At 72.7% G+C, this 22,677-nt stretch carries 23 protein-coding genes and 1 pseudogene; 13 read left to right on the top strand and 11 right to left on the bottom strand.

Translation table 11 applies throughout. The features are described 5' to 3' along the window. Positions 1-139: 139 nt before the first annotated feature. From ACN28G_RS13550 to ACN28G_RS13515, 8 genes are all read left to right on the top strand, one after another. Positions 140-1,252 (top strand): Ldh family oxidoreductase, encoded by a 1,113-nt coding sequence (locus ACN28G_RS13550; RefSeq protein ID WP_217628835.1) that lies wholly within the window; start codon positions 140-142, stop codon positions 1,250-1,252. Then, positions 1,252-1,734 carry a cupin domain-containing protein gene (locus ACN28G_RS13545; RefSeq protein WP_421479266.1) on the top strand — a complete coding sequence of 161 codons (483 nt, stop codon included), beginning with the start codon at positions 1,252-1,254 and terminating at the stop codon, positions 1,732-1,734. Before ACN28G_RS13550 ends, ACN28G_RS13545 begins: the two co-directional genes overlap by 1 nt. A gap of 10 nt (positions 1,735-1,744) precedes the next feature. Next, complete coding sequence (locus ACN28G_RS13540; protein WP_091439521.1) at positions 1,745-2,152, top strand: RidA family protein; 408 nt, start codon at positions 1,745-1,747, stop codon at positions 2,150-2,152. Next, positions 2,149-3,027: a fumarylacetoacetate hydrolase family protein gene (locus ACN28G_RS13535; protein ID WP_421479265.1), complete on the top strand. Its 879-nt coding sequence runs from the start codon at positions 2,149-2,151 to the stop codon at positions 3,025-3,027. Before ACN28G_RS13540 ends, ACN28G_RS13535 begins: the two co-directional genes overlap by 4 nt. 68 nt (positions 3,028-3,095) lie before the next feature. Beyond that, a complete protein-coding gene (locus ACN28G_RS13530; protein ID WP_421479264.1) occupies positions 3,096-4,049 on the top strand; it encodes an amidohydrolase family protein in 954 nt (317 codons plus the stop codon). A 133-nt stretch (positions 4,050-4,182) separates the two neighbouring features. Further along, a complete protein-coding gene (locus tag ACN28G_RS13525; RefSeq protein ID WP_421479263.1) occupies positions 4,183-4,953 on the top strand; it encodes a polysaccharide deacetylase family protein in 771 nt (256 codons plus the stop codon). Positions 4,954-4,985: 32 nt separating this feature from the next. Beyond that, positions 4,986-6,116 carry an MGDG synthase family glycosyltransferase gene (locus ACN28G_RS13520; protein WP_421479262.1) on the top strand — a complete coding sequence of 377 codons (1,131 nt, stop codon included), beginning with the start codon at positions 4,986-4,988 and terminating at the stop codon, positions 6,114-6,116. Positions 6,117-6,125: 9 nt separating this feature from the next. Beyond that, the gene (locus tag ACN28G_RS13515; protein ID WP_421479261.1) at positions 6,126-6,974 is read left to right on the top strand and encodes a DMT family transporter; all 849 of its coding nucleotides are present in this window, start codon (positions 6,126-6,128) and stop codon (positions 6,972-6,974) included. A gap of 3 nt (positions 6,975-6,977) precedes the next feature. Here the strand turns inward: ACN28G_RS13515 and ACN28G_RS13510 are convergent, their stop codons facing one another. Continuing rightward, positions 6,978-8,228, bottom strand: a complete 1,251-nt coding sequence (locus tag ACN28G_RS13510; protein WP_091439505.1) for a PucR family transcriptional regulator — start codon at positions 8,226-8,228, stop codon at positions 6,978-6,980. Between the two features lie 99 nt (positions 8,229-8,327). Between ACN28G_RS13510 and ACN28G_RS13505 the strand changes: the two genes are divergently transcribed. Together ACN28G_RS13505 and ACN28G_RS13500 are read left to right on the top strand one after the other, a co-directional pair. Continuing rightward, complete coding sequence (locus ACN28G_RS13505; RefSeq protein WP_421479260.1) at positions 8,328-9,419, top strand: ferredoxin reductase; 1,092 nt, start codon at positions 8,328-8,330, stop codon at positions 9,417-9,419. A 15-nt stretch (positions 9,420-9,434) separates the two neighbouring features. Next, the gene (locus tag ACN28G_RS13500) at positions 9,435-10,601 is read left to right on the top strand and encodes a fatty acid desaturase family protein (protein WP_229688573.1); all 1,167 of its coding nucleotides are present in this window, start codon (positions 9,435-9,437) and stop codon (positions 10,599-10,601) included. Between the two features lie 170 nt (positions 10,602-10,771). Here ACN28G_RS13500 and ACN28G_RS13495 read toward each other — a convergent pair whose 3' ends face one another. From ACN28G_RS13495 to ACN28G_RS13480, 4 genes are all read right to left on the bottom strand, one after another. Further along, positions 10,772-10,936: a hypothetical protein gene (locus tag ACN28G_RS13495; RefSeq protein ID WP_421481002.1), complete on the bottom strand. Its 165-nt coding sequence runs from the start codon at positions 10,934-10,936 to the stop codon at positions 10,772-10,774. A gap of 213 nt (positions 10,937-11,149) precedes the next feature. Further along, a complete protein-coding gene (locus ACN28G_RS13490; protein WP_421479259.1) occupies positions 11,150-12,091 on the bottom strand; it encodes a hypothetical protein in 942 nt (313 codons plus the stop codon). A 55-nt stretch (positions 12,092-12,146) separates the two neighbouring features. Next, positions 12,147-13,358 (bottom strand): hypothetical protein, encoded by a 1,212-nt coding sequence (locus ACN28G_RS13485; protein ID WP_421479258.1) that lies wholly within the window; start codon positions 13,356-13,358, stop codon positions 12,147-12,149. A gap of 163 nt (positions 13,359-13,521) precedes the next feature. Continuing rightward, positions 13,522-13,818 carry a transposase gene (locus tag ACN28G_RS13480; protein WP_091446604.1) on the bottom strand — a complete coding sequence of 99 codons (297 nt, stop codon included), beginning with the start codon at positions 13,816-13,818 and terminating at the stop codon, positions 13,522-13,524. Between the two features lie 45 nt (positions 13,819-13,863). Here ACN28G_RS13480 and ACN28G_RS13475 point away from each other — a divergent pair. After that, a pseudogene (locus ACN28G_RS13475) lies at positions 13,864-14,238 on the top strand (fatty acid desaturase family protein); the annotation flags it as partial. Between the two features lie 142 nt (positions 14,239-14,380). Here ACN28G_RS13475 and ACN28G_RS13470 read toward each other — a convergent pair. Together ACN28G_RS13470 and ACN28G_RS13465 are read right to left on the bottom strand one after the other, a co-directional pair. Then, positions 14,381-14,533: a hypothetical protein gene (locus ACN28G_RS13470; RefSeq protein ID WP_175440381.1), complete on the bottom strand. Its 153-nt coding sequence runs from the start codon at positions 14,531-14,533 to the stop codon at positions 14,381-14,383. A 154-nt stretch (positions 14,534-14,687) separates the two neighbouring features. Further along, positions 14,688-15,401 (bottom strand): spermidine synthase, encoded by a 714-nt coding sequence (locus tag ACN28G_RS13465; protein ID WP_091439498.1) that lies wholly within the window; start codon positions 15,399-15,401, stop codon positions 14,688-14,690. A 128-nt stretch (positions 15,402-15,529) separates the two neighbouring features. Between ACN28G_RS13465 and eccB the strand changes: the two genes are divergently transcribed. After that, a complete protein-coding gene (gene eccB / locus ACN28G_RS13460; RefSeq protein ID WP_421479257.1) occupies positions 15,530-16,921 on the top strand; it encodes a type VII secretion protein EccB in 1,392 nt (463 codons plus the stop codon). A gap of 216 nt (positions 16,922-17,137) precedes the next feature. On the opposite strand, the gene ACN28G_RS13455 is transcribed toward eccB, so the two are convergent. Beyond that, positions 17,138-17,743, bottom strand: a complete 606-nt coding sequence (locus ACN28G_RS13455) for a class I SAM-dependent methyltransferase (protein ID WP_421479256.1) — start codon at positions 17,741-17,743, stop codon at positions 17,138-17,140. Positions 17,744-18,432: 689 nt separating this feature from the next. Between ACN28G_RS13455 and rfbB the strand changes: the two genes are divergently transcribed. After that, positions 18,433-19,389, top strand: coding sequence for a dTDP-glucose 4,6-dehydratase (gene rfbB, locus ACN28G_RS13450; RefSeq protein ID WP_421479255.1), 957 nt, complete (start codon positions 18,433-18,435; stop codon positions 19,387-19,389). Between the two features lie 52 nt (positions 19,390-19,441). On the opposite strand, the gene ACN28G_RS13445 is transcribed toward rfbB, so the two are convergent. Genes ACN28G_RS13445 through ACN28G_RS13435 form a run of 3 tightly spaced genes read right to left on the bottom strand, consistent with a single transcriptional unit; the run spans position 19,442 to position 22,643 of the window. Then, positions 19,442-20,308, bottom strand: a complete 867-nt coding sequence (locus ACN28G_RS13445; protein ID WP_421479254.1) for a carbohydrate ABC transporter permease — start codon at positions 20,306-20,308, stop codon at positions 19,442-19,444. Then, positions 20,308-21,252: a carbohydrate ABC transporter permease gene (locus ACN28G_RS13440; protein WP_421479253.1), complete on the bottom strand. Its 945-nt coding sequence runs from the start codon at positions 21,250-21,252 to the stop codon at positions 20,308-20,310. The genes ACN28G_RS13445 and ACN28G_RS13440 overlap by 1 nt, the downstream gene beginning before the upstream one ends. Then, on the bottom strand, positions 21,249-22,643 hold the full coding sequence (locus tag ACN28G_RS13435; protein WP_091439481.1) for an ABC transporter substrate-binding protein: 1,395 nt from the start codon (positions 22,641-22,643) through the stop codon (positions 21,249-21,251). Before ACN28G_RS13435 ends, ACN28G_RS13440 begins: the two co-directional genes overlap by 4 nt. Positions 22,644-22,677 lie beyond the last annotated feature (34 nt).

The raw sequence follows: 22,677 nt of genomic DNA, 5'->3' as shown, positions 1-22,677 counted from the left end.
TCGGGCGGTTACCCTTCGGCCAACGTCCGAACCGGACGTGGTCCACCCGCGCCGCCGACCATCCACTGCGGCCGGTGGGATCCGCACCAGGGGCAGGGGAACGGCCGCCATGCAACGAGGGTCCGGGAGTCCGACAGCGGTGCGCGCCGACCCGGCCGCGCCGACCGGCCGGGTACGGGTCGACAGCGACTGGCTGACCACCCTGGTCGGTGGGCTGCTCGCGGCCACCGGCCTACCCCGTCCCGCCGCCGCCACGGTCGCCGAGTCGCTTGTCGACGCCGACCGTCGTGGGGTGCCGTCGCACGGCGTGATGCTGGTCCCGATGTACCTCGACCGGCTGCGCAGCGGCTCGGTCAGCACCGCCACCCGGGCCGAGCCGGTGGTCGACCTCGGCGCGATCGCCGTCCTCGACGCCGGCCACGCCCTCGGCGTGCTCACCGCCGACCAGGCCATGGCCCTGGCGGTCGGCAAGGCACGCGAGTTCGGAATCGGGGCGGTGAGCGTACGGCGGGCCTTCCACTTCGGCGCCGCCGGCCGGTACGCCCGCGCGGCCGCCCAGGCCGGCCTGATCGGGGTGGCCATGTCGAACACCCGACCGCTGATGCCGGCACCCGGTGGCGGGCACCCGGTGGTCGGCAACAACCCGGTCGCGCTCGGCCTGCCGGCCGGGGTCGACGGTGAGCCGGTGGTGCTGGACATCGCCCTGTCCGAGGTGGCGTTGGGCCGGATCCGGCTGGCCGAGTCCGCCGGCGGGCAGATCCCCACCGGCTGGGCCACCGACAGCCTCGGCCGGGACACCACCGACCCCGCCGCGGCGCTCGCCGGCATGCTGCTGCCCGCCGCCGGGCACAAGGGCTTCGGGCTGGCCCTGATGGTCGACGCGCTGACCGGGGTGCTCTCCGGGGGCGGCTTCGGCCAGCAGGTGCGCGGCCTGTACGCCGACACCGCCGTACCCAACGACTGTGCGCACTTCTTCCTGGCGTTGGATCCGGCGGCCTTCGGCGATCCGGCGGAGTTCACCGCCCGGCTGGCCGCCCTGGGCCGGCAGGTGACCGCGCCGCCGTACGCGCCCGGGGTGGACCGGGTCACCCTGCCCGGCGAGCGGTCCGCGCGGCGGCTGCGCGAGTCGGCGTACCGGGGGACGCCCCTGGACCGGGCGCTGCTGGACCGACTGCACCAACTGGCGGGGGAGTTGGGCCTGCCCGACCAACCCCCGAGCACCGTGGCACCGGCACCCGAAGGAGTTCACTGATGTCCGCTGAGATCCCGCCCGTCGACAACCTCTCCGCCGCGGCGGCGTACTCGGGGGAGTTGCCCGACCGGTCGGCCGTCCCGGTGGACGGCGATCCGGCGTTGCGCCGGTTCCGGGAGATCATGGTCAACGTCGGTGACCTGGCGTGGGTGGACAAGACGCTGGCCGGGCTGTCGCACAAGATGCTCTGGCGCGACGACGAGACCGGCGCGTCGATCGCCCTGGTCCGGTTCCAGGCCGGGTCGGGCATCCCGTCGGCGCACGCGCACGCCTCGAACCAGTTCATGTACTGCCTGGCCGGCCGCTACACCTACCAGCCGACCGGGATCACCCTGGTGCCCGGCTCGTTCTACTGGAACCCCAAGGGCAGCGTGCACGGCCCGACGCTGGCCGAGCAGGAGTCGGTGCTGCTGGAGGTCTACGACGGCCCGCACTACCCGACCCAACCCGACTGGTACACCAGCACCGACGACGCCCGCTGAGGACACCGCCATGCCGAAGGAACTGCTTGTCTCGCCCGACCTGGCCCCGCCGAACGGGCACTTCGCCCAGGCCACCGTCGCCGGCCCCGGCCGGCTGGTCTTCGTCTCGGGGATGACCGCCCGCACCGCCGACGGCGGCATCGCCGGCATCGGCGACGTCGAGGAGCAGACCCACCAGGTCTGCCGGAACCTGGACGCCGCCGTGCGGGCCGCCGGCGGCACCCTCGACGACGTCGCGCGGGTCGACGTCTACGTCCGCGACATCGGCCACTTCGACACCATCCACCGGGTACGCCGGCAGTACTTCACCGGCCCGCCACCGGCGTCCACCATGGTGGAGGTGTCCCGCTTCGTCCACCCGGACTACCTGATCGAGATCAACGCGATCGCGGTGCTCGACGCGGGGGAGTCGGCGTGAGGCTGGGGCGGATGCTCCTCGACGGTCAGTGGCGTACCGTCTCGGTCCGCCCCGACGAGCAGGAGGTCGTGGTCCTCCCGGCCGACCTGGGCAGCGTCGACGACCTGGTCCGGGGCGGCCCGCCGGCGCTCGCCGCGGCGCAGGCGGCCCAGTCCACGGCACCCGTGCGGCGGCTCGATCCGGCACTGCTGGGCGCGCCGCTTACCCGGTTCAACCGGGACATCCTCTGTACCGGCTGGAACTACTGGGCCCACTACGAGGAGTCCGCCGGACGTCGGGAGGGGCAGGACCCGGCCGAGCGGCCCCGCCACCCCACCTTCTTCACCAAGGGCCCGGACACCGTCGTCGGCCCGTACGACGACATCCGCTACGACGCGCGGGTCTCTGACCGCTGGGACTACGAGGCCGAGGTGGCCCTGGTGATCGGCCGGGTGGGCCGGTCGATCCCGGCGGAGCGGGCGCTGGAGCACGTCTTCGGCTACCTGGTGGCCAACGACGTCTCCCAGCGGGACCTGCAACGCGCCCACGGCGGCCAGTGGCTCAAGGGCAAGAGCATCGACGACACCATGCCGCTGGGCCCGTGGGTCACCACCGCCGACGAGATCGGCGACCCGGCGGCGCTGCGGATCCGCTGCCTGGTCAACGACGAGGTACGCCAGGACGCGGTAACCGGGCAGATGGCCTTCTCGGTCGCGCAGCTCATCGCCGAGCTGAGCTGGGGTATGACACTGCGCCCCGGCGACGTGCTGCTGACCGGCACCCCCGCCGGCATCGGCAACGCCCGCGACCCGCAGGTCTTCCTGGCCCCCGGCGACGTGGTCACCACCGAGGTGGACAGGCTCGGCACCCTCCACAACCGCGTGGTCCAGCTGTGAAGCGCGAGGAACTCGCCGGTGTTGCGAGTACCGCAGTCGCGAACGAGCCTGCTCAGCGTGGGGTGGACGTGCACACCCATCTCGCGCCGTCGCTTGTCGACGCGGGCATCGACGACCTGGTCACCACCGCCGACGACGGGCGGCACGTGGTGGCCGGACACCCGGTCGGGCCGGCCGCCCTGCACCGGCCGCAGGCGCTGCTGGCGTACCTGGACGCGGCCGGGCTGGACGCCGCGGTGGTGACCGTTCCGCCGCCGTACCACGGTCAGCATCTCGGGCCGGCGGACAGTGCGCGGTGGGCGGCGGCGGTCAACGACGGACTGCTGGCCCGGACCGCCGGGCAGCCCCGGCTGCGCCCGCTGGCGTTCCTGCCGCTGCACGAGCCCGCCGTGGCGCTGGCCGAGTACCAGCGGATCCGCGCCGACGACCGCTGGTGGGGGGTGACCGCCGGGGCGGGTGGGCGGATTCCGTCGCTGGCCGGTGCCACGTTCGGGCCGCTCTTCGCGGCGCTGGACGCCGACCGGCGGGGGCTGCTGCTGCACCCGTCGGCGTCACCGGATCGTCGGCTGGACGAGTTCTATCTCGGCAACCTGCTCGGCAATCCGGTGGAGACGGCCGTCGCGGTGGGGCAGTTGGTCTTCGGTGACGTCGTCGGCCGGTACCCGGGGATGCGGCTGGTGCTGGTGCACGGCGGCGGGGCCGTGCCGGCGCTGGTGGGCCGCTGGGACCGGGGGGTGGCCACCGACCGGCCCGGCGTCGGTCCGCTGTCGCTGTCCCCGGCGCGGGCGCTGCGCCGGATCTGGACCGACTGCCTGACCCACCAGCCGTCGATGACCGCCGTGGTCGCCGAGGTGTTCGGTACGGACCGGTTGCTGCTCGGCAGCGACTGGCCGTTCCCGATGGGCACCGACGACCCGGCGGCGTTCCTCGGCGACCGGGACGACCCACTGGCCCGGCAGGCCGCCACCGCCAACGCCGCCGCCGCCTTCGGCAGCAGACCCGGCCTGCCCGACGACCGGTGACCGAAGACCGGTGACCGACCGCCGGTCCCAGCCGGCGCCGGCGTCGCGGTGGCCCGCCGGCCGGGTTTGTGCCCGGTCGGGCCGGGTATCGGCGGGTCGTGCGGGACGGACGGCGGAGTCGGGCGGAAGCGTGGTGAACCGGGCCGGGCTCGGCGCCGCCGCGCTCGCCGGGGCGCTCGCCGTGCACGCCGGGCCGGCGCTCAGCGCCATCCTGCCGCTGCGTCGCCGCTTCCTGCCGGGTCTCGCGGGGGTCGGCCGACCCGGGCACGTGGCGTTGACCCTCGACGACGGGCCGGACCGCGACTCCACCCCCTGGTTCCTGCGGACCCTGGCCGACACCCGGGTCCGGGCCACCTTCTTCCTGCTCGGCGTGATGGTGGACCGGGACCCCGGGCTGGGGCGGGAGATCGTGGCCGCCGGGCACGAGGTCGCCGTGCACGGCTGGCGGCACCGCAACCTGCTGCGGTGCCCGCCCCGGGTGACGTACGCCGACATCGGCCGGGCCCGGGACCGGATCGCGGCGGCGACCGGGACGACACCCCGCTGGTACCGGCCGCCGTACGGGGTGCTGACCACCGCCGCCGTGCTGGCCTGCCGACGGCTGGAGCTGACCCCGGTGCTGTGGACGGCGTGGGGCCGGGACTGGGTGTCCGGGGCCGAGCCGGAGTGGATCCAGCGCAATCTCACCCGGACCCTGGCCGACGGCGGCACCGTCCTGCTGCACGACTCCGACTGCGCCTCGTCGCCTCGGGCCTGGCAGGGCGCGTTGGGCACGCTGCCCCTGCTGGCGCGCTGGGCCGGGCGACGGGGGATCACCCTCGGTCCGCTGGCCGAACACGGACTCGGCACCCCCCGCGGGGACGATCCGGACGGCTGGCGCGGGCCAACCCGGAACAACCGGTGACTGTTCTCCATCCGGCGGGGTAAGCGCGCCGGGTGAGGGGGCGCGGTGGGAACGAGCACGTCGGCCACCGGATCGTGGTGGTGTCGGCCGACATCGGTGCCGGTCACGACGCCGCCGCCGGGGAGTTGGCGCGGCGGCTGCGGGCGCGGGGGTTCACCGTCGACCGGGTGAACTTCCTGGCCACCCTGCCCGGCCCGCTGGACCGGCTGGTCCGCCAGACCTATTGGGGCATGCTGCGCTGGCTGCCCTGGAGCTACCAGGCGTTGTTCACGGTCACCAGACGGTCGCCGGTGGCGCTGGCGCTGATCCGGGCCGCGCTGCGTCCGGCGTACCGGCGGATGCTTGCGCACCTGCCCCCGGACACCCGGGCCGTGGTCACCACCTTCCCGTTCGCCAACCAGCTGCTCGGACCGTTGCGCGAGGACCGGCGGATCACCGTCCCGGTCGTCGCGTACGTGACGGACTTCGCGGTCCATCCCTCCTGGATCAGCCCGGGGGTCGACCTGTACTGCGTGGTCCACGACGCGGCCCGGGACACCGCGGACGCCAACGGGGCGCGGGCGGTCCGGGTGGTGGGGCCGCTGATCTCCCGGCGGTTCACCGACGCGGCCGGGTTGAGTCGGGCCGCCGCCCGGGACCGGTTCGGGTTGCCGCAGCGGGCCCGGCTGGCCCTGATCGTGGCGGGCGCCTGGGGCGCCGGGGACGTGGTCCGGACCGCCCGCGAGGTGCTCGCCACCGACGGGGTCCAGCCGGTGGTGGTCTGCGGTCACAACGAGCGGCTGCGCCGCCGGCTGCGGGACTTTCCCGGGCACGTCCTCGGTTGGGTGGCGGACATGCCCGCCCTGATGCGCGCGGTCGACGTGATCGTGGAGAACGCCGGCGGGCTGACCTGCCAGGAGTCCCTCGCCTCCGGCCTGCCCACGGTCACCTACCGGCCGCTGCCGGGGCACGGCCGGGCCAACGCCGAGATCCTCACCCGCTGCGGGTTGACCACGTACGTCGACTCCACCGCGCGGTTGGGGCCGGCCCTGACCGACCTGCTCACCGGGGCGGGTGAACCCGCCGCCGTCCCGCCGGCCGGGGTGGACGTGGCCGCCGTGGTCGAGGGGCTGGCACCGACGACGCCGGTGGCCGCCCCCCGGCCGCTGCCGCGGTGGGCCTGACGGCCGCCCATGCTGCTCGCCGTCCTGCTCTCCTTCGCCACCGCCTTCTGCTACGGGGTCTCCGCCGCCGTGCACCAGCGGGCGGCGAAGCGGGAACGCCCGCACGCCGCGCTGGACCCCCGACTGCTGGTACGGCTGTTCCGCAACCGGTTGTGGCTCTCCGGTTGGCTGCCGGACACCGCCGGGGCGGCCCTGCACGCCACCGCGCTGCGCTTCGGCCCCCTGGTGCTGGTCCAACCCGTGCTGGCCAGCGGGCTGTTCATGGCGATCCTGATCGAGGCGGTGCTCGACCGGCGGCGGGTGCTGCGCCGGGACGCGATGGCCATCGGGGTCGGCGCGACCGGACTGGCCGCCTTCCTGGTGGTCTCCGACGCGCGGGCCGGCGTCACCGACCCGTCCCTGTCGAGTTGGGTCTGGGTCGGGGTGGGTGCCGGCGTGGCCGTGGCGGGTTGTGTGCTGCTCTCGGTCCGGCTGCGGGGGGCGGTGCGGGGCGCGGTGCTCGGGGTGGCCTGCGGGATCGCCTACAGCGTGGCGGCCGCCCTGGCCAAGGCGGTCGTCGGCCGGTACCAGGGCGATCTGGTGCCGGTGCTGCTGGACTGGCGGTTCGCGGCCCTGGCGCTGGTGGCCCTGCTCGGTCTGCTGCTCAACCAGAACGCCTTCCAGAGCGGCCGGCTCGCCGCGCCGCTGACCGCGCTGACCCTCACCGATCCGGTGGTCAGCGTCGTGGTCGGGGTGACCGCCTTCCAGGAGACCGTGTCGCTGGGTGGGATCCGGCTCGTCGGGCTCGGGGTGTCCGCGGTGGCGATCCTGGCCGGCATCTGGCTGGCCGGTACGGGCAGCCGGCAGGACCGGCGGTGACGGTCAGTCCTGCGGGGCGGGGTCGGGCCGGTCCGGGCCGGGCGGCGGCGGGAGGAAGGCCAACGCCACGGTCAGGTCCAGGACGGCGGCCGGGTCGTCGAGGCGGTCGGCGTAGCGCTCCCGCAGCCGGCCCATCCGGTACCGCACGGTCTGCGGGTGCACGAACAGGTCGGCGGCCACCTGGTCGCGGCGGCCCTGGTGCAGCAGCCAGGAACGTAACGTCTCGGCGAGCCGGTGCGCGGTGGCCGGCGGCAGGTCCGACAGCGGAGCCAACGCCTGGGCGCGCAGGTCGGCCAGGCTCTCCGGGTCCGCGCCGAGGAGCAGCTCGGCGAGGTGCCGTTCGGTGTCGACCGGATCGTCGCCTCCCTCGCCGAGGCCGACCTGGCGCGCCCGCAGCGCCCGCCGGTAGGAGAAGGCGGCCCGGTGCCAGGGCCGGGCCGGGCCGACCACCGCCCGCAGGCCGTGCAGGGTCCGCAGCAGGTGCGCCCGGCGGGCGGCGTGCATGTCCGGCACGAGCAGCACGGACAGCTCCTCGGTGGCCTCCACGCCCGGCAGGTCCTCGGCGCTGTCCAGGGTGTGCGGGTCCAGCCGGGCCAGGGCGCCCCGGACGGTGCTGCGGGGCAGCAGCACCGCGGTCAGGGTCTGTGGCACCGGCCAGTCGGCCCGGTCGGCCCGGCCGCGCAGGGCCTCCTCGGCCTCGCCGGCCAGCAGCAGGTGGGTCAGGCGTTCCAGGTTGCGCCGGCGGGCCTGGCCGGCACTGGCCAGCTCGTCGGCGTGCCCGGCCACGCTGGCGGCGGAGAGCTCGTCGATGTAGGCGAACATCAGCTCGGCGAACTCGGCGACGGTGGCGGCGGGCAGCCCGCCCCGCACGGTGGTGGTGGACATCTCCCGCCAGGCCACCCGGGCGCCCACCCGGTACGCCGCCAGCAGCGCGTCCATGCTCCGACCGGCGCGGGCCTCCCCACTGCCCAGCGCGTACGCCGCTGCCAGGGCGTGGGTCAGCGGGGTGCTCGGGTCGATACCCTGGGACCGTTCCATCAGGTTGAGGAAGGTGCCGAGGGCGATCTGCACCGCGTTCTCGATCTTCTCCCGCATCTGCCCGGTGAGGGTGCCCGAGTAGCTCGGCACCTCGGCGGTGATCCGGGTGACCGTGCGTTCGGCGAGCGCGGGCAGTTGGTCACGCAGGGCCCGGCTGGCCTGTTCGTCGAGGCCGAACCGGGCGGGCAGCGGGCCGGCCGGGAAGTCGTCTGACATGGGGGAGCCTCCCTGCTTTGTTCCCAGTGAACAATAACGCAGGACTCATTCACACCGTCAGGTCAAGATTTTATCCGCCGGGGTAGTCACTCTGGGGATATGACCTCGATCGCGACGCGCCCGCCCCGGAAGGCCTCGCTGCGGGACCGGCTGATGCGGCTCGCCGAGACGGTGACGACGCCGCTGCTGCCGGAGGACTACCTCGACCTGATCGACCCGCTGCGCTCCGGCGCGGCGCTGCGCGGCCGGATCCTCGCCGTGCAACCCCAGACCCGCGACGCCGCCACCCTGACCATCCAGCCCGGCCGGGGCTGGCGGGGCCACACCCCCGGCCAGTACGTCCGCCTCGGTGTCGACGTCGACGGGGTGCGCCAGTGGCGGGCGTACTCGGTCACCTCGGTGCCCGGACGGCCGGGCGCGCCCATCTCGGTCACCGTCAAGGCCATTCCCGACGGCGTGGTCAGCAACCACCTGGTACGCCGGATCCAGCCGGGCACGATCGTCCAGCTCGACCAGGCCCAGGGTGACTTCGTGCTGCCCCGGCCCGTCCCGGAGCGGGTCCTCTTCGTCACCGCGGGCAGCGGCATCACCCCGGTGATGGCGATGCTGCGTGCCGGGGTCCACCGGGCCGCCGACGTGGTGCTGATCCACTCCGCACCCAACCCCGACGACGTGATCTTCGCCGCCGAGCTGCGGGACCTCGCCGCGCGGGGAGCCATCCGGCTGCACGAACGGCACACCGACACCGCCGGTCCGCTGACCGTCGACCAGCTCGACGAGCTGGTCGGAGACCACCTGGACCGGCAGACCTGGGCGTGTGGCCCGGTCGGCCTGCTGGACGCCGTCGAGGCGCACTGGACGGCCCGGCAGCGCGCCGAGCGGCTGCACACCGAACGCTTCCGACCCACCGTCGTCACCCCCGGTGCCGGCGGCGAGGTCACCTTCACCCGGGCGGCGGTGACCCTGCGGGCCGACGGCGCCACCCCGATCCTCGACGCCGGGGAGTCCGCCGGCGTGCTGATGCCCTCCGGCTGCCGGATGGGCATCTGCTACGGCTGCGTGCTGCCGCTGCGGCAGGGCGCGGTCCGGGACCTGCGCAACGGCACCGTCACCACGGCGGTGCCCGGCGACGGCGTACTCATCCAGACCTGTGTGTCGGCTGCGGCCGGCGCCTGCGACATCGACCTGTGACAGGAGTTGGCGGACGTGACCGCGATCCAGAACAAGTCCCAGAACCCGATCGCCCACCTCAGCGCGGCGGACATCGAGGTCCTCGGTAAGGAACTCGACGCCATCCGCGACCGCGTCATCGCCGAGCGGGGCGAGGCCGACGCGGCGTACATCCGCAAGGTCATCGCCACCCAGCGCAAGCTGGAGCTGGGCAGCCGGGCGGTCCTGCTCTTCTCGCTCTTCCCGCCGGCCTGGCTGGTCGGCACCGCCGGCCTGGCGGTGGCGAAGATCCTGGAGAACATGGAGATCGGCCACAACATCCTGCACGGCCAGTACGACTTCATGCGCGACCCGAAGATCCACTCGACCACCTGGGAGTGGGACCACGTCTCCCCGGCCGACCAGTGGAAGCACTCGCACAACGAGCTGCACCACACCTACACCAACGTGCTCGGCAAGGACAACGACCTCGGGTACGGCATCATGCGCGTCGACGAGGACCAGAAGTGGTACCCGCTGCACCTCGGCCAGCCGCTGTGGAACTTCCTCAACGCCTGCTTCTTCGAGTACGGCATCGCGGCGTACGACCTGGAGCTGGGGCGCAACCTGCGCAAGGGCCGGCACAAGGCCCCCGAGTTCCGGGCCCGGGTACGCGCCGTCGGCCGCAAGATCCGCCGGCAGGTGCTCAAGGACTACGTCATCCACCCGCTGCTGTCCGGCCCGTCCTTCCTGACCACCCTCGCCGCCACCTTCACCGCCAACCTGATCCGCAACCTGTGGAGCCACTCGGTGATCATGTGTGGCCACTTCCCGAGCGGGGTGCAGACCTTCGAGAAGACCTCGATCGAGGGCGAGACCCGGGGCGAGTGGTACCTGCGGCAGATGCTCGGCTCGGCAAACATCAGCGGCAGCCGGCTGATGCACCTGATGACCGGGAACCTGTCGTTCCAGATCGAGCACCACCTCTTTCCCGACCTGCCGAGCAAGCGCTACCAGGAGATCGCCCCCGAGGTGCGCGCCCTGTTCGACAGGTACGGCCTGACCTACACCACCGGGCCACTGCCCAAGCAGGTCGCCTCCGCCTGGTGGAAGGTCATCCGGCTCTCCCTGCCCAACCGTCGCCCGGCCACCCCCACCGCGCCCCCGAGGGCCACCACCGAGGTCGGCGCGGAGGCACCCACCCCGGCCCTCACGGCCGCCTGACCGGTCGCTTCCGCACCGGTACGAGACCCCGGCCCGACCTGGGCCGGTAACCCCGGCCGGGGGGCCACCGCCCCACGGCCGACCCCGCCCGGCCCCGGCGTCACCCGCCGGGGCCCGGTCTTTTCCCGGGTACGACTCGACGGCGGGCCGACCCCGGACAACCGGTCCGCTCAGCGACGGTGTGACGGTCGGGTGCTCTGGCGGCCCCGCACGAAGGCCAGCACGAAGAGGACCACGAAGGCGATCGCCCCGATGACGATGGGCCACCGGGCCGCCTCCAGAAGCAGTCCGAGCAGCACGAGCGCCACCGCGACGACGCCGATGACCAGCAGCATGGCCCGCATGTACCCGCCCGGTCATGCCCGCCGAGACGGTCAGCGGTGGGTCCGGCGTGCCCGGGCCGAGGGCAGCGCAGGGAGGCTCAGGGGCGGGCCAGGTAGACGGTGTTGGCGGACTCCCCACCGGTCAGGGGGTTGGCGAAGGTCACCACGTGGGCCGCCAGGTACTCGTCGCCGAGCTTGACCTCGTACACCATGGTGATTGTGTCGTCAGCGTTTGGGGCGTTTGGTTGGTGGTGTGGTGGGGTCGGTGGTGGGTCGGGTCGTCTCGGTGGCAGGCCGGTTGGGGTTGGTGGTGTGTGGGCTGGTGAGGGCGGCGATGCTGCTGACGGCAGGTGGTAGCCGCCAGTGGTCGGGTTTGGTGGGGTGGGGGATGGGGGTGAGTCCGTGGCGGGTCAGGGCGTCGAGGAGTACCTGTTCGGTGCCCCTGGTACTCCGACCATGGGTCCGGAGGTTGCTCAGGAGTCTGCCGGTGGGGATGTCGGTGTCGTGGCCGTTGATGGTGACGCGGTCGGTGTCTCTGGACTTGGGGAGGTTGCCGGGTGGGCGGGTGTTGAGGGCTTGGGCGTAGATGCGGTCGGTCCACATGACCTTGTCGCCGGTGGGGGGCAGTCGCCAGTGGCCGGGTTTCGTGGGGTGCGAAATGGGGGTGAGTCCGTGTCGGGCGAGGGCATCGAGGAGTACCTGTTCGGTGCCCCCGTCACGCCGGCCAGCGGTTCGGAGGGTGTTCAGGAGTTTGCCGGTGGGGATGTCGGTGTCGTGGTCGTTGATGGTGACGCGGTCGGTGTCTCTGGACTTGGGGAGGTTGCCGGGTGGGCGGGTGTTGAGGGCTTGGGCGTAGATGCGGTCGGTCCACGTGATCCGGTTGCCGGTGGGTGGTAGTCGCCAGTGGTCGGGTTTCTCGGGGTGGGGGATGGGGGTGAGTCCGTGGCGGGTCAGGGCGTCGAGGAGTACCTGCTCGGTGCCCCCGGTGATCCGGCCAGCGGTTCGGAGGTGGTGCAGGAGTTTGCCGGTGGGGATGTCGGTGTCGTGGCCGTTGATGGTGACGCGGTCGGTGTCTCTGGACTTGGGGAGGTTGCCGGGTGTGCGGGTGTTGAGGGCTTGGGCGTAGTGCTTGTCGGTCCAGGTGGTGCGTCGGGGTTGGGTGTCCATGTTGTGTTCTTTTCTGTTGGAGCTGGTCGGACGGGTTGGGGTGGTGATTGTGTCGTCAGCGTTTGGGGCGTTTGGTTGGTGGTGTGGTGGGGTCGGTGGTGGGTCGGGTCGTCTCGGTGGCAGGCCGGTTGGGGTTGGTGGTGTGTGGGCTGGTGAGGGCGGCGATGCTGCTGACCGGGGGTGGCAGCCGCCAGTGGCCGGGCTTGTCGGGGTGTGGGGTGGGGGTGAGTCCGTGGCGGGCGAGGGCGTCGAGGAGTACCTGTTCGGTGCCCCCGTCACTCCGGCCACCGTTCTGGAGGTTGTTCAGGAGTCTGCCGGTGGGGACGTCGGTCTCGTGGCCGTTGATGGTGATCCGGTCGGTGTCTCTGGACTTGGGGAGGTTGCCGGGTTCGCGGGTGTTGAGGGCTTGGGCGTAGATGCGGTCGGTCCGCATGACCTTGTCGCCGGTGGGTGGTAGTCGCCAGTGGCCGGGTTTTGTGGGGTGCGAAATGGGGGTGAGTCCGTGTCGGGCGAGGGCATCGAGGAGCACCTGCTCGGTGCCCGCGGTACTCCGGCCTTTGCTTCGGAGGTTGTTCAGGAGGGCGCCGGTGGGGATGTCGGCGTCGTGGCCGTTGATGGTGATCCGGTCGGTGTCTCTGGACTTGGGGAGGTTGCCGGGTTCGCGGGTGTCGAGGGCTTGGGCGTAGATGCGGTCGGTCCACATGACCAGGTCGCCGGTGGGGGGCAGCCGCCAGTGGTCGGGTTTGGTGGGGTGTGGGATGGGGGTGAGTCCGTGTCGGGCGAGGGCGTCGAGGAGCACCTGCTCGGTGCCCCTGTCACTCCGGCCAACGGCCCGGAGTTTGTTCAGGAGTCTGCCGGTGGGGACGTCGGCGTCGTGGCCGTTGATCGTGACGCGGTCGGTCTCCTCTCGCTTGGGTAGGTTGCCGGGTTCGCGGGTGTCGAGGGCTTGGGCGTAGATGCGGTCGGTCCACATGACCAGGTCGCCGGTGGGGGGCAGCCGCCAGTGGTCGGGTTTGGTGGGGTGTGGGATGGGGGTGAGTCCGTGTCGGGCGAGGGCGTCGAGGAGCACCTGCTCGGTGCCCCTGTCACTCCGGCCAACGGCCCGGAGGGCGTTCAGGAGTCTGCCGGTGGGGACGTCGGCGTCGTGGCCGTTGATGGTGATCCGGTCGGTGTCCCTTTGCTTGGGGAGGTCGCCAGGTTCGCGGGTGTTGAGGGCCTGGGCGTAGTGCTCGTCGGTCCAGTTGGTACGTCGCCGTTCGGTGTCCACGTCGTGCCCTTCCTTGACAGTGGGGTTCTATCGCCATCACGTTGACGTGTCGCACCGCCGTCGGTTCACGGAATCAACCGACCGCGTGCGCCTGGCGGAACTTGTCAAGGCCGGTGCGGCACGGCGTGCTCGGTCCTCTGGGCGGCGACGAACCCGGCCACGGTCACTTCGTCGCCTCCTTGACCCACAGGACCACGGATCGCTTGAGGACATCACGCTCCATCGCCAGCTCGGCGTTCTCCTTACGCAGCCTGGCCAACTCGGCACGTTCGTCCTCACCGAGCCCGCCGGCGGCGGCCTCACCCCGATCCCGCCGATCCTGCGCCACCCAGTTCGCCAGAGTGCCGCTGTTGATCCCCAAATCCCGAGCGACCTGCGCGATCGGCTTACCCGTCTCCCGCACGATCCGCACCGCGCCCTCACGGAACTCCCGGTCGAACCGTCTCCTCGTCTCAGCCATGACCATCTATCCCCTTAGGTCCGGCCTCCACGCTATCGGGGGAACCTCAGTGGCCACTTCCCGAGCGGGGTGCAGACCTTCGAGAAGACCTCGATCGAGGGCGAGACCCGGGGCGAGTGGTACCTGCGGCAGATGCTCGGCTCGGCAAACATCAGCGGCAGCCGGCTGATGCACCTGATGACCGGGAACCTGTCGTTCCAGATCGAGCACCACCTCTTTCCCGACCTGCCGAGCAAGCGCTACCAGGAGATCGCCCCCGAGGTGCGCGCCCTGTTCGACAGGTACGGCCTGACCTACACCACCGGGCCGCTGCCCAAGCAGGTCGCCTCCGCCTGGTGGAAGGTCATCCGGCTCTCCCTGCCCAACCGCCGGCCCCGGGTCAGCGGCCAGAGCCGCCCGGCGACGGCACTGCCCGCCTGACCACCCGGCGGCGGGCCGGCCGGCCAGGTGGTCAGCGGCGCGGCGGGCGGCCCCGGCGGGCGGCCCCGGCGGGCGCCCCCGGCCGGCGGCCCGCATCGGCCCGCTGGTCAGCGGCGCAACGGCGCGGCGGGCGGCCCGCCGGTCAGCGGCGGGTTGCCTGGCGGCCCTTGACGAAGGCCAGCACGATCATCACCAGGAACGCGATCGCGCCGATGATGACCAGCCAGCGGGCGGCTTCGAGGAGCACCCCGAGCACGATGAACGCCACGGCGACGACACCGATGATCAACAGCATGGCCCGCATGGTCCCCTCCCGGGGTCGTAGTCGCGCCGCGTACCGACCGGCGGCTTCCGATCATGGTTCCCGCCTCGCGGCCCGTCATGCCTGGTAGCTGCGGAAAAATCCGGGGTGGGGGGTTTCAGCGCCGGGCGGGGCCTGCGGCCCTGGCTCAGCGCCGGGCCACGTAGACCGTGTTGGCCGACTCGCCGCCGGTGAGCGGGTTGGGAAAGCTGACGACGTGTGCCTGCCAGGTCGCGAACACCTCGGCCAGGGCCGCGCCGAACTCCTCGTCCGGCGGGTCGTCGGACCAGAGGGCGAAGACCCCCTCGTCGCGCAGGTGGGCGGCGAGCCGCCGCAGCCCCGCCGGGGTGTAGCAGCGGGCGTGGTCCGGGTGCAGCACGTTGCGGGGGGAGTGATCGACGTCCAGCAGCACCGCGTCGAAGCGCCGGCCCGGCTCGTCCGGATCGAAACCGGCCTCGGCCTCCGCGGCGGCGAAGAAGTCCGCCCGCACGAATCGGGTACGCCGGTCGTCGGCCAGCCCGGCGGCGAAGGGGAGCAACCCCTGCCGGTGCCAGTCGATGACGTCCTCGATCGCCTCCACCACCACCAGCGAGCCGACCCGGGGATCGGCCAACGCGGTGCGGGCGGTGTAGCCGAGGCCCAACCCGCCCACCACCACGTTGAGGTCGTCGCCGGTCAGCTCGGCCAGCCCCAGTCGGGCCAGCTCGATCTCGGCGACCGGGAAGAGGCTGGACATCAGGTACTCGTCGTCGAGCTTGACCTCGTACACCTCGGTGTCCAGCGCCGGGTCCCGACGGCGGCGCAGGCTGATCTCGCCGATCGGGGTCTGCCGCCAGGCCAGTTCCTGAAACCGTACGCCCACGTCGTCCCCCGCTCGTCCAGCCCGTGCCCGGGACTGTACCGACCCGCCGGAGCGGGTGCACGCAGGGTCGGTGGGATATCGACGCAGCGCTTATCCTGTGCCCCGACCGACTCGCCGGAAGGGATCCGATGCCGTCGCGGCAGGACCAGCTCCACTCGTACCAGTTCACCATCCAGCGGGCGGTCGCGGCCCTGGTCATGCGGGACACCGACCCAGCCCAGTCGCCGTTTCGGCGGCTGGCCGGCGCGGCCCTGGCCAGCGTCCTGGTCGCGGCGATCGGGCTGGGCGGCTTCGCGCTGTACGGGCTCTTCGCCGGTGGCAGCACGAAGTGGCGGGACGAGGGCGCGGTGATCGTGGAGAAGGAGTCCGGGGCGCGGTTCGTCTACCGCGAGCAGAAGCTCCACCCGGTGCTCAACTACGCCTCCGCACTGCTGATCATCGGCGCGGAGCAGCCCAGGACGATTCTGGTCGCCCGCCGGTCGATCGACGGGGTGACCCGCGGGCTGCCGCTGGGCATCGCCGACGCGCCGGACTCGCTGCCCGCTCCCGACCGGCTTTCCACCGCCGCCTGGACGGTCTGCTCGGTCGACCCGGCCGGCGACGACCGGTCCGGGCCGCGCTCGGCACTGCTGATCGGGGTGGACCCTCCGGACGGGCGGCAGCTCGGCGACGACGGGCTGCTGTTGCGCCATCCCGACGGCAGCCTGCACCTGCTCTGGCGGCACCGGCGGTACCTGGTCCGGGATCCCGACCGGGTACTGGCCGCGCTGGCCGCCACCCGGGCCCGCGCGGTGCCGGTCGCACCGGCCCTACTCAACAGCATCCCGGCCGGTGCCGACCTGGTCCCGCCCGCGTTACCCGAGCTGGGCCGGGCCTCCGCCCGGGTCTCCGGGGCGACGGTCGGCGACGTCTACCTGGTCCGCAACTCCGGCGGCGGCCGGCAGTACGCGGTCGTCGACACCGACGGCCTGGCCGGGATCACCGAACTGCAGGCCAGCCTCCTGCTGGCCCGCACCGGTCAGGGCGAGCCGGAGTCGATGACCCTCGGGCGCTTCGCCGACCTGCCGAAGCTGCCCGACCTGACCCCGACCGGTCCGTCCGCCCCGCCGCCGGCACCACCCCGGCTGGTCAGCCCCGACGGCGGCGGGCTCTGTGCCCGGGTGGCCGACGACAGCGGCGTACGCGACCTGCGGCACGGGGTCACCGTGCCGGATCTCGGCACCGCACCGCGGACCGACGACCGTCGCGGCGTACGCGCCGACCACGTGGTGGTCGAGCCGGGGCGTGGTGCCGTCGTGGAGTCCTCGGCCGCCCCGGGTGCCACCGGCGGCGCGGTCTCCGTCATCACCGACCTGGGCCGACGGTACGTGCTCGCCGACGGCGAGGTGCTCGGCATGCTCGGTTACCGCGGCGTACGCCCGCTCCGGTTGCCCGCCGGCCTGGTCAGCCTGGTCCCCGCCGGCAGCCCGCTCGAACCGGCGGCGGCCCGCGCGGTCGCCGCACCCTCGACCGACCGGTAGGAACACCGCCGGTCGGTCGGTCCGCCGGTCCGTCGGGCAGTCGGCCGGTCGGTCCGTCGTTCGTCCCGCCGGTCGGTCAGGCGGTCGGCCCGTCGTTCGGCCCGTCGGTCGGTCAGGCGGTCGGCCCGTCGTTCGGCCCGTCGGTCGGCCCGTCGTTCGGCCCGTCGTTCGGTCAGGCGGTCGGCCCGGCGGTCGGTCAGGTGGTCGGCCGGAGGGTCAGGGGGTCGGGCGGCGCAGGACGGTGACGGCGAAGTCGGCGTCGTCGTGCCAGGGACGCAGGTCCCAGGTGGCGAAGCGATGTTCCCGGCGCAGGCCGGCGGTGACCGTGTCGACGTCGAAGGCCGTCAGCGGGTACCCCCGGTCGGTGCCGAAGCCGACCACCACCGGCGCGTCGGGGCGCAGGTGGGCGGCGATCCGGGTCAGCACGGCGGCTTCGGTGCCGGGGGCGACGAAGGTCAGCACGTTGCCGGCGACCACGGCGGCGTCGAACGGCTCCGGCTCGCCGGCTGCGGCAAGGTCCAACTCGGCCAGGTCGGCGACCAGCCAACGGGGCCCGGGATGGTCGGCGCGGGCGGCGTCGACCAGCACCGGGTCGGCGTCCACGCCGACGACGGTGTGGCCCCGGGCGGCCAGCGCGGCACCCACCCGGCCGGTGCCACAGCCGGCGTCGAGGATCCGCGCGCCCGGCGCGACCAGCGCGTCCACCAGGCGTGCCTCGCCAGCCAGGTCGGCACCCTCGGCGGCCAGCTGCCGGAACCGGTCGACGTACCACCGGGAGTGTTCCGGACCGGTGTCGGTGCTCCAACGCGTCGGGTTACCCATGCCGCCACGTTAGCCCGACCCCCGCCGATCGCTGCCAGCCCCCGCCGACCTGGCGGGGCAGGAATGAACTGGCCGGAGAACCGAACCACCTCGCACCCGACTTGCCCTCTTTCCAGGCCTGAGCGGCATGTGTAGTCGACAGAGAGATCTTGCATCAAATGCCAGGGTCTGTTCTCCCACCAACCGGCCTGCTGGTGACGCCCCGCAGACACGAGGACCTGGACCGGCTGGACCGGGCCGCCGTCCAGCCGGCCTGTTGGTGGCGCCCGGCAGGCCCGACGGGACAGGTGGGTGCAGGGCGGTTCGGTTTCCCGTTCACCACGCTCCCGCTCTCCTCCGCGGCTCGCCTCGCTCTCTCCGTATCCGATCGGCGGGTGAATCTTGGACACTTACCGTTCTATTTGGACGGTAAGTGTCCAAGATTCACTACGGAGCCCGCTTTGGGCGGCGATGGGGGCGTGAGGTGGTGGGCTGGGTGGGGGAAATAAGAGGATTGAGGTGACTTGTTCTGGTTCCGTGCCTGTGAGGCGTCTGCACCAGACTCGGGTGATGTGGAAGAAGGGGCCCCTCCGGCCCGGCCTGACCGGCCCGGCCTGACCGGCCCGGCCTGACCGGCCCGGCCTGACCGGTCCAGCGCGGTCCGGCTGGCGTGGACGCGGGGGCGGGGCGACTCGTCTAGAGTCCGCAAGGTGCGGGTTCTGGTCACCGGGGGAGCCGGGTTCATCGGGTCGCACTTCGTGCGTACCCTGCTGACCCGGGGCTACCCGGGCCTGACCGTCTCCGACGTCACGGTGCTGGACAAGCTCACCTACGCCGGCAACCGGGCCAACCTCGCCGGGCTGGACGTCCGCTTCGTCACCGGCGACGTCGCCGACGTGGCACGGGTGGAGCAGGTGCTGGCGGGCCACGACGCGGTGGTGCACTTCGCGGCGGAGAGCCACGTCGACCGGTCGATCCGGGAGAGCGCGGTGGTGACCCGGACCAACGTGCTCGGCACCCAGGTGCTGCTCGACGCGGCGTACCGGCACCAGGTGACCCGGTTCCTGCACGTCTCCACCGACGAGGTGTACGGCTCGATCGCCGTCGGGTCCTGGGACGAGCGGTCCCCGGTCGATCCCCGGTCGCCGTACTCGGCGTCGAAGGCCGGCTCGGACCTGCTGGCGTTGGCCTACCACCGTACCCACGACCTGCCGGTGCTGGTGACCCGCTGTTCGAACAACTACGGGCCGTACCAGCATCCGGAGAAGCTGATCCCACGGTTCGTGACGAACCTGCTCGACGGCCGGCCGGTGCCGCTCTACGGCGACGGCGGCAACGTCCGGGAGTGGCTGCACGTCGACGACCACTGTGCCGGTGTCGCGGCGGTGCTGGCCGGCGGTCGGCCCGGCGAGGTCTACCACGTCGGCGGCGGTACCGAGTTGACCAACCGGGAGCTGACCGGGCTGCTGTTGGCCGCCTGCGACGCCGGGTGGGACCGGGTCGAGGCGGTGCCCGACCGCAAGGGCCACGACCGCCGGTACGCGCTGGACAGCACGAAGATCGGCACCGAGCTGGGTTGGCGGCCCCGGGTCGACTTCACCGCCGGGCTGGCCGAGACGGTGCGCTGGTACCGGGACAACCGCACCTGGTGGGAGCCGCTGCGGTGACCGGCGCGGTGCCGGAAGCTGGTCGGGGCCGCCCACGCGCCGGTGCCGGCCGTCAGCCCTTCTCCGCGCCGCTGGTCAGGCCCTCGGTGAGCAGCCGTTCACTGGCGAAGAAGAGGATCACGATGGGCAGGGTGAGCACCACCGAGCCGGCCATCAGCACCGTCTTGGGCACCTCCACACCGTCGGAGAGCAGCGACAGCCCGAGCGAGACCGTCCACCGGTCCGGGCGGTCCACCAGGAAGAGCAGGGCGAAGAGGTACTCGTTCCAGGCGATCATGAAGTCGTAGAGGGCGACCGCCATGATCGAGGGGGCGGCCAGTGGGAGGCTGACCCGGCGGATGATGCCCAGCCGGCTCGCGCCGTCGATCGCCGCCGACTCCTCCAGGCTGACCGGGATCGTCTCGAAGTAGTTCTTCAGCATGTACACCGACACCGGCAGGGTCTGCGAGATGTAGACAAGCACCAGGCCGAGCAGGGAGCCGCGCAGCCCGGCCCGGGTGAAGACCACGAAGAGCGGGATGGCGATGACGATCGACGGGAACAGGTAGACCGCCAGGAACAGCACGTCGATCTGCCGCCGGCCGAAGAACCGCAGCCGGGAGACCGCGTACGCGCCGGGGATGGCCACCAGCAGGGTCAGCGCGGTGGCGGCCAGCGCGACCACCGCGCTGTTGCCCATGAAGGTCAGGAAGCCCTGGCCGCCGCCGGCCACCGACCGCAACACCTCGGTGTACGTGTCGAAGGTCAGCTCCCGCAGCGGCACCAGCAGGGTGCCCGGCGCCAGCAGCAGCCGCTCGATGGGGCGCACCGAGAGCACCAGCATGTACCAGAACGGCAGCACGGTGATCAGCAGGAACCCGGCGATCACCAGCCGGCGCAGCCACCGCAGGCTGACCGTCTCGATCCGGTCGCGGTCCATCACGACTCCCTCCGTCCGGCGAAGAACCGCAGGTAGACGCCGACGAAGACGAAGAGCACCACGGCCAGGACGACCGCCTGGGCGGCCGCCGCGCCGACGTCGGTACGCGCGGTGAGGAACTCGTAGACCCGGATGCTGACCACCTCGGTGCCGGCGGCCCCGCCGGTGAGCAGGTAGACGTCGTCGAACTTGTTGAAGGTCATGATGAACCGCAGGACGCCGAGCAGGGCGATCACCGGCAGCAGTTGGGGCAGCAGGATGTGCCGGAAGCGCTGGGTGGGGGTGGCCCCGTCGACCCGGGCCGCCTCCTCCAACTCACCGGGGATCGCCTGGAGCCGGGCCAGCAGGAACAGGAACGCGAACGGGAAGTAGCGCCAGGCCTCGAAGGCGATCACGGTGGCCAGCGCGGTGGAGTCCTGGGTGAGGAACGGGATCGCGGCGTCCCAGCCGAGGAACCGCTGCCCCCAGTCGTTGACCAGGCCGAGCTGCGGGTCCAGCAGCACCTGCCAGACGAAGGCCACCGCCACCACCGGGGCCACGTACGGCAGCAGCATCGAGGCCCGGACCAGGGTACGACCCCGGAACGGCCGACGGACCACCAGCGCCGCCACCAGCCCGATCAGGATCGAACCGCCGGTGGCGCCGAGGCTGTAGAGCAGGGTGGTCCAGAGGGTGTCGGCGAAGCCCGGAGTGTTCAGCACCCGGGTGAAGTTGTCCAGGGTGAACTCGCCGAAGAGCCCGGTCCTGCGCAGCGTGGCCAGGCGTACCCGCTGGAAGGCCAGGACCACGGTCCAGCCGATCGGGATGCCGACCACCGCGACCACGACGAGCAGGGTGGGCGCGACCAGCGCCAGCCCGGCCCGCGACTCCCGGCGACGCAGGGTCAGCGGTCGGCGGCCGGCGTGGGGCCGCTGTCGTGGCTCCGGCGGCGCGGTGGTGGTCACTTGACGCCCGCCGTGATCGCCTCGACGTCCCGGGTGGCCCGACGGGCCGCCGCCGCCGGATCGGTGCGTCCGCCGATCACCTCGGCGAGCGCCTTCGGCACCGGCAGCTCACCGAGGATCGCCCCGACCAGGTCGCCCTGGCCCTGGGTCAGCCCCCACCGGCTGAACGTGTCCGGGCTGCGGCGCAGCTCGGCCAGCACCTGCTCGCCGTAGACGTCGACCAGCGGCCGGCGGGTGTCCACCCCGGCGGGGCTGGTGTTCCAGGCGTCGAGGAACTTCTGTGGTTCCTGCGCGGTGCCGGTGCGCACCGGCACCCGTCCCTCCGGCGACATCCCGATCCAGCGCGGGTACGCCTCGCCGAGCAGGTGCTCCACGAAGGACCGGGCCGGTTCGGTGACCGCGCCGTCGAGCACCGCCCAGGAGCTGATCTCGCCGTACTGGGCCGGCGCGGTGCCGGCGGGGCCCTTGATCGCGGTGACGAAGCCGCTGTTGCGGGCCAGCCAGGTCGGGTCGGCCTGGCACTGCGGGCAGGTCGGCCGGGCGTCGGCGCGCAACCCGGCCAGCTCGTCCAGGACGAACGGTGACCAGAGCAGCATGGCTGCCCGGCCGGCGAAGTAGGTGGCCCGGGTGGTGTCGACGTCCTGGGCGCCGGGCACCGACGCGGTGCGCATCAGCTGGCCGTAGAAGCCGAACGCCTCGACGCACTCGGGGGAGTCCAGCCGGACCGCCCCGGAGTCGTCGGTGAGCTGGCAGTTGTTGGCAAGTGCCAGGTGCTCGAAGGTCTGCTGGGTGAACGTGTCGCCGGGTGCGGTGGCCGCGGTGATGCCGGCGACGCCGCCGGTGTTCAGCCGGGCCGCGGCGGCGGCGATCCGCTCGTACGTGTCGGGGGCCGGCAGTCCGGCGGCGTCGAAGAGGTCCTTGCGGTAGACCAGCAGCTGCCCCCAGCCGTCGCTGGGCACCGCGAGCTGCCGGCCGTCGTCGCTGGTCAGCTCCAACGCGCGGGGGGAGAAGGTGGCCCGGCCCAGGGTGTCGACTATCCGACCGTTGGCCTCGGGGTGCAGCAGCTCGTTGCTGGCCAGGGTGCGTACCCCGGCGAGGGAGACCGAGCCGACCACGTCGGGCAGGTCACCGGCGGCGGCGCTGGTGGCGATCAGGGCGGGGAACCGGTCCTCGTTGACGGTCACCAGGTTGACCTTGATCCCGGTGCGGGCGGTGAAGTCGGCGATGATCGCCCTGGTGGCGGTGACCCGGTCGGCCACGTCCTCCAGGCTCCAGACGGTGATCTGGTGACTGTCGCTTTTCGGCGCATCGTCACCGCAGGCCAGCAGAGTGCCGGCGGTCACTGCCATGATCAGGGCGGCGGTGAGCGTCCGCTTCGGAGGGGATGACATCGGCGGCACTCCTCTCAAGGGGCACATGTCGGAT

This window comes from Micromonospora sp. WMMA1923 (assembly GCF_049179195.1).
Taxonomy (GTDB): Bacteria; Actinomycetota; Actinomycetes; order Mycobacteriales; family Micromonosporaceae; genus Micromonospora; species Micromonospora yangpuensis.
This window is presented reverse-complemented; position numbering and strand designations above follow the sequence as displayed.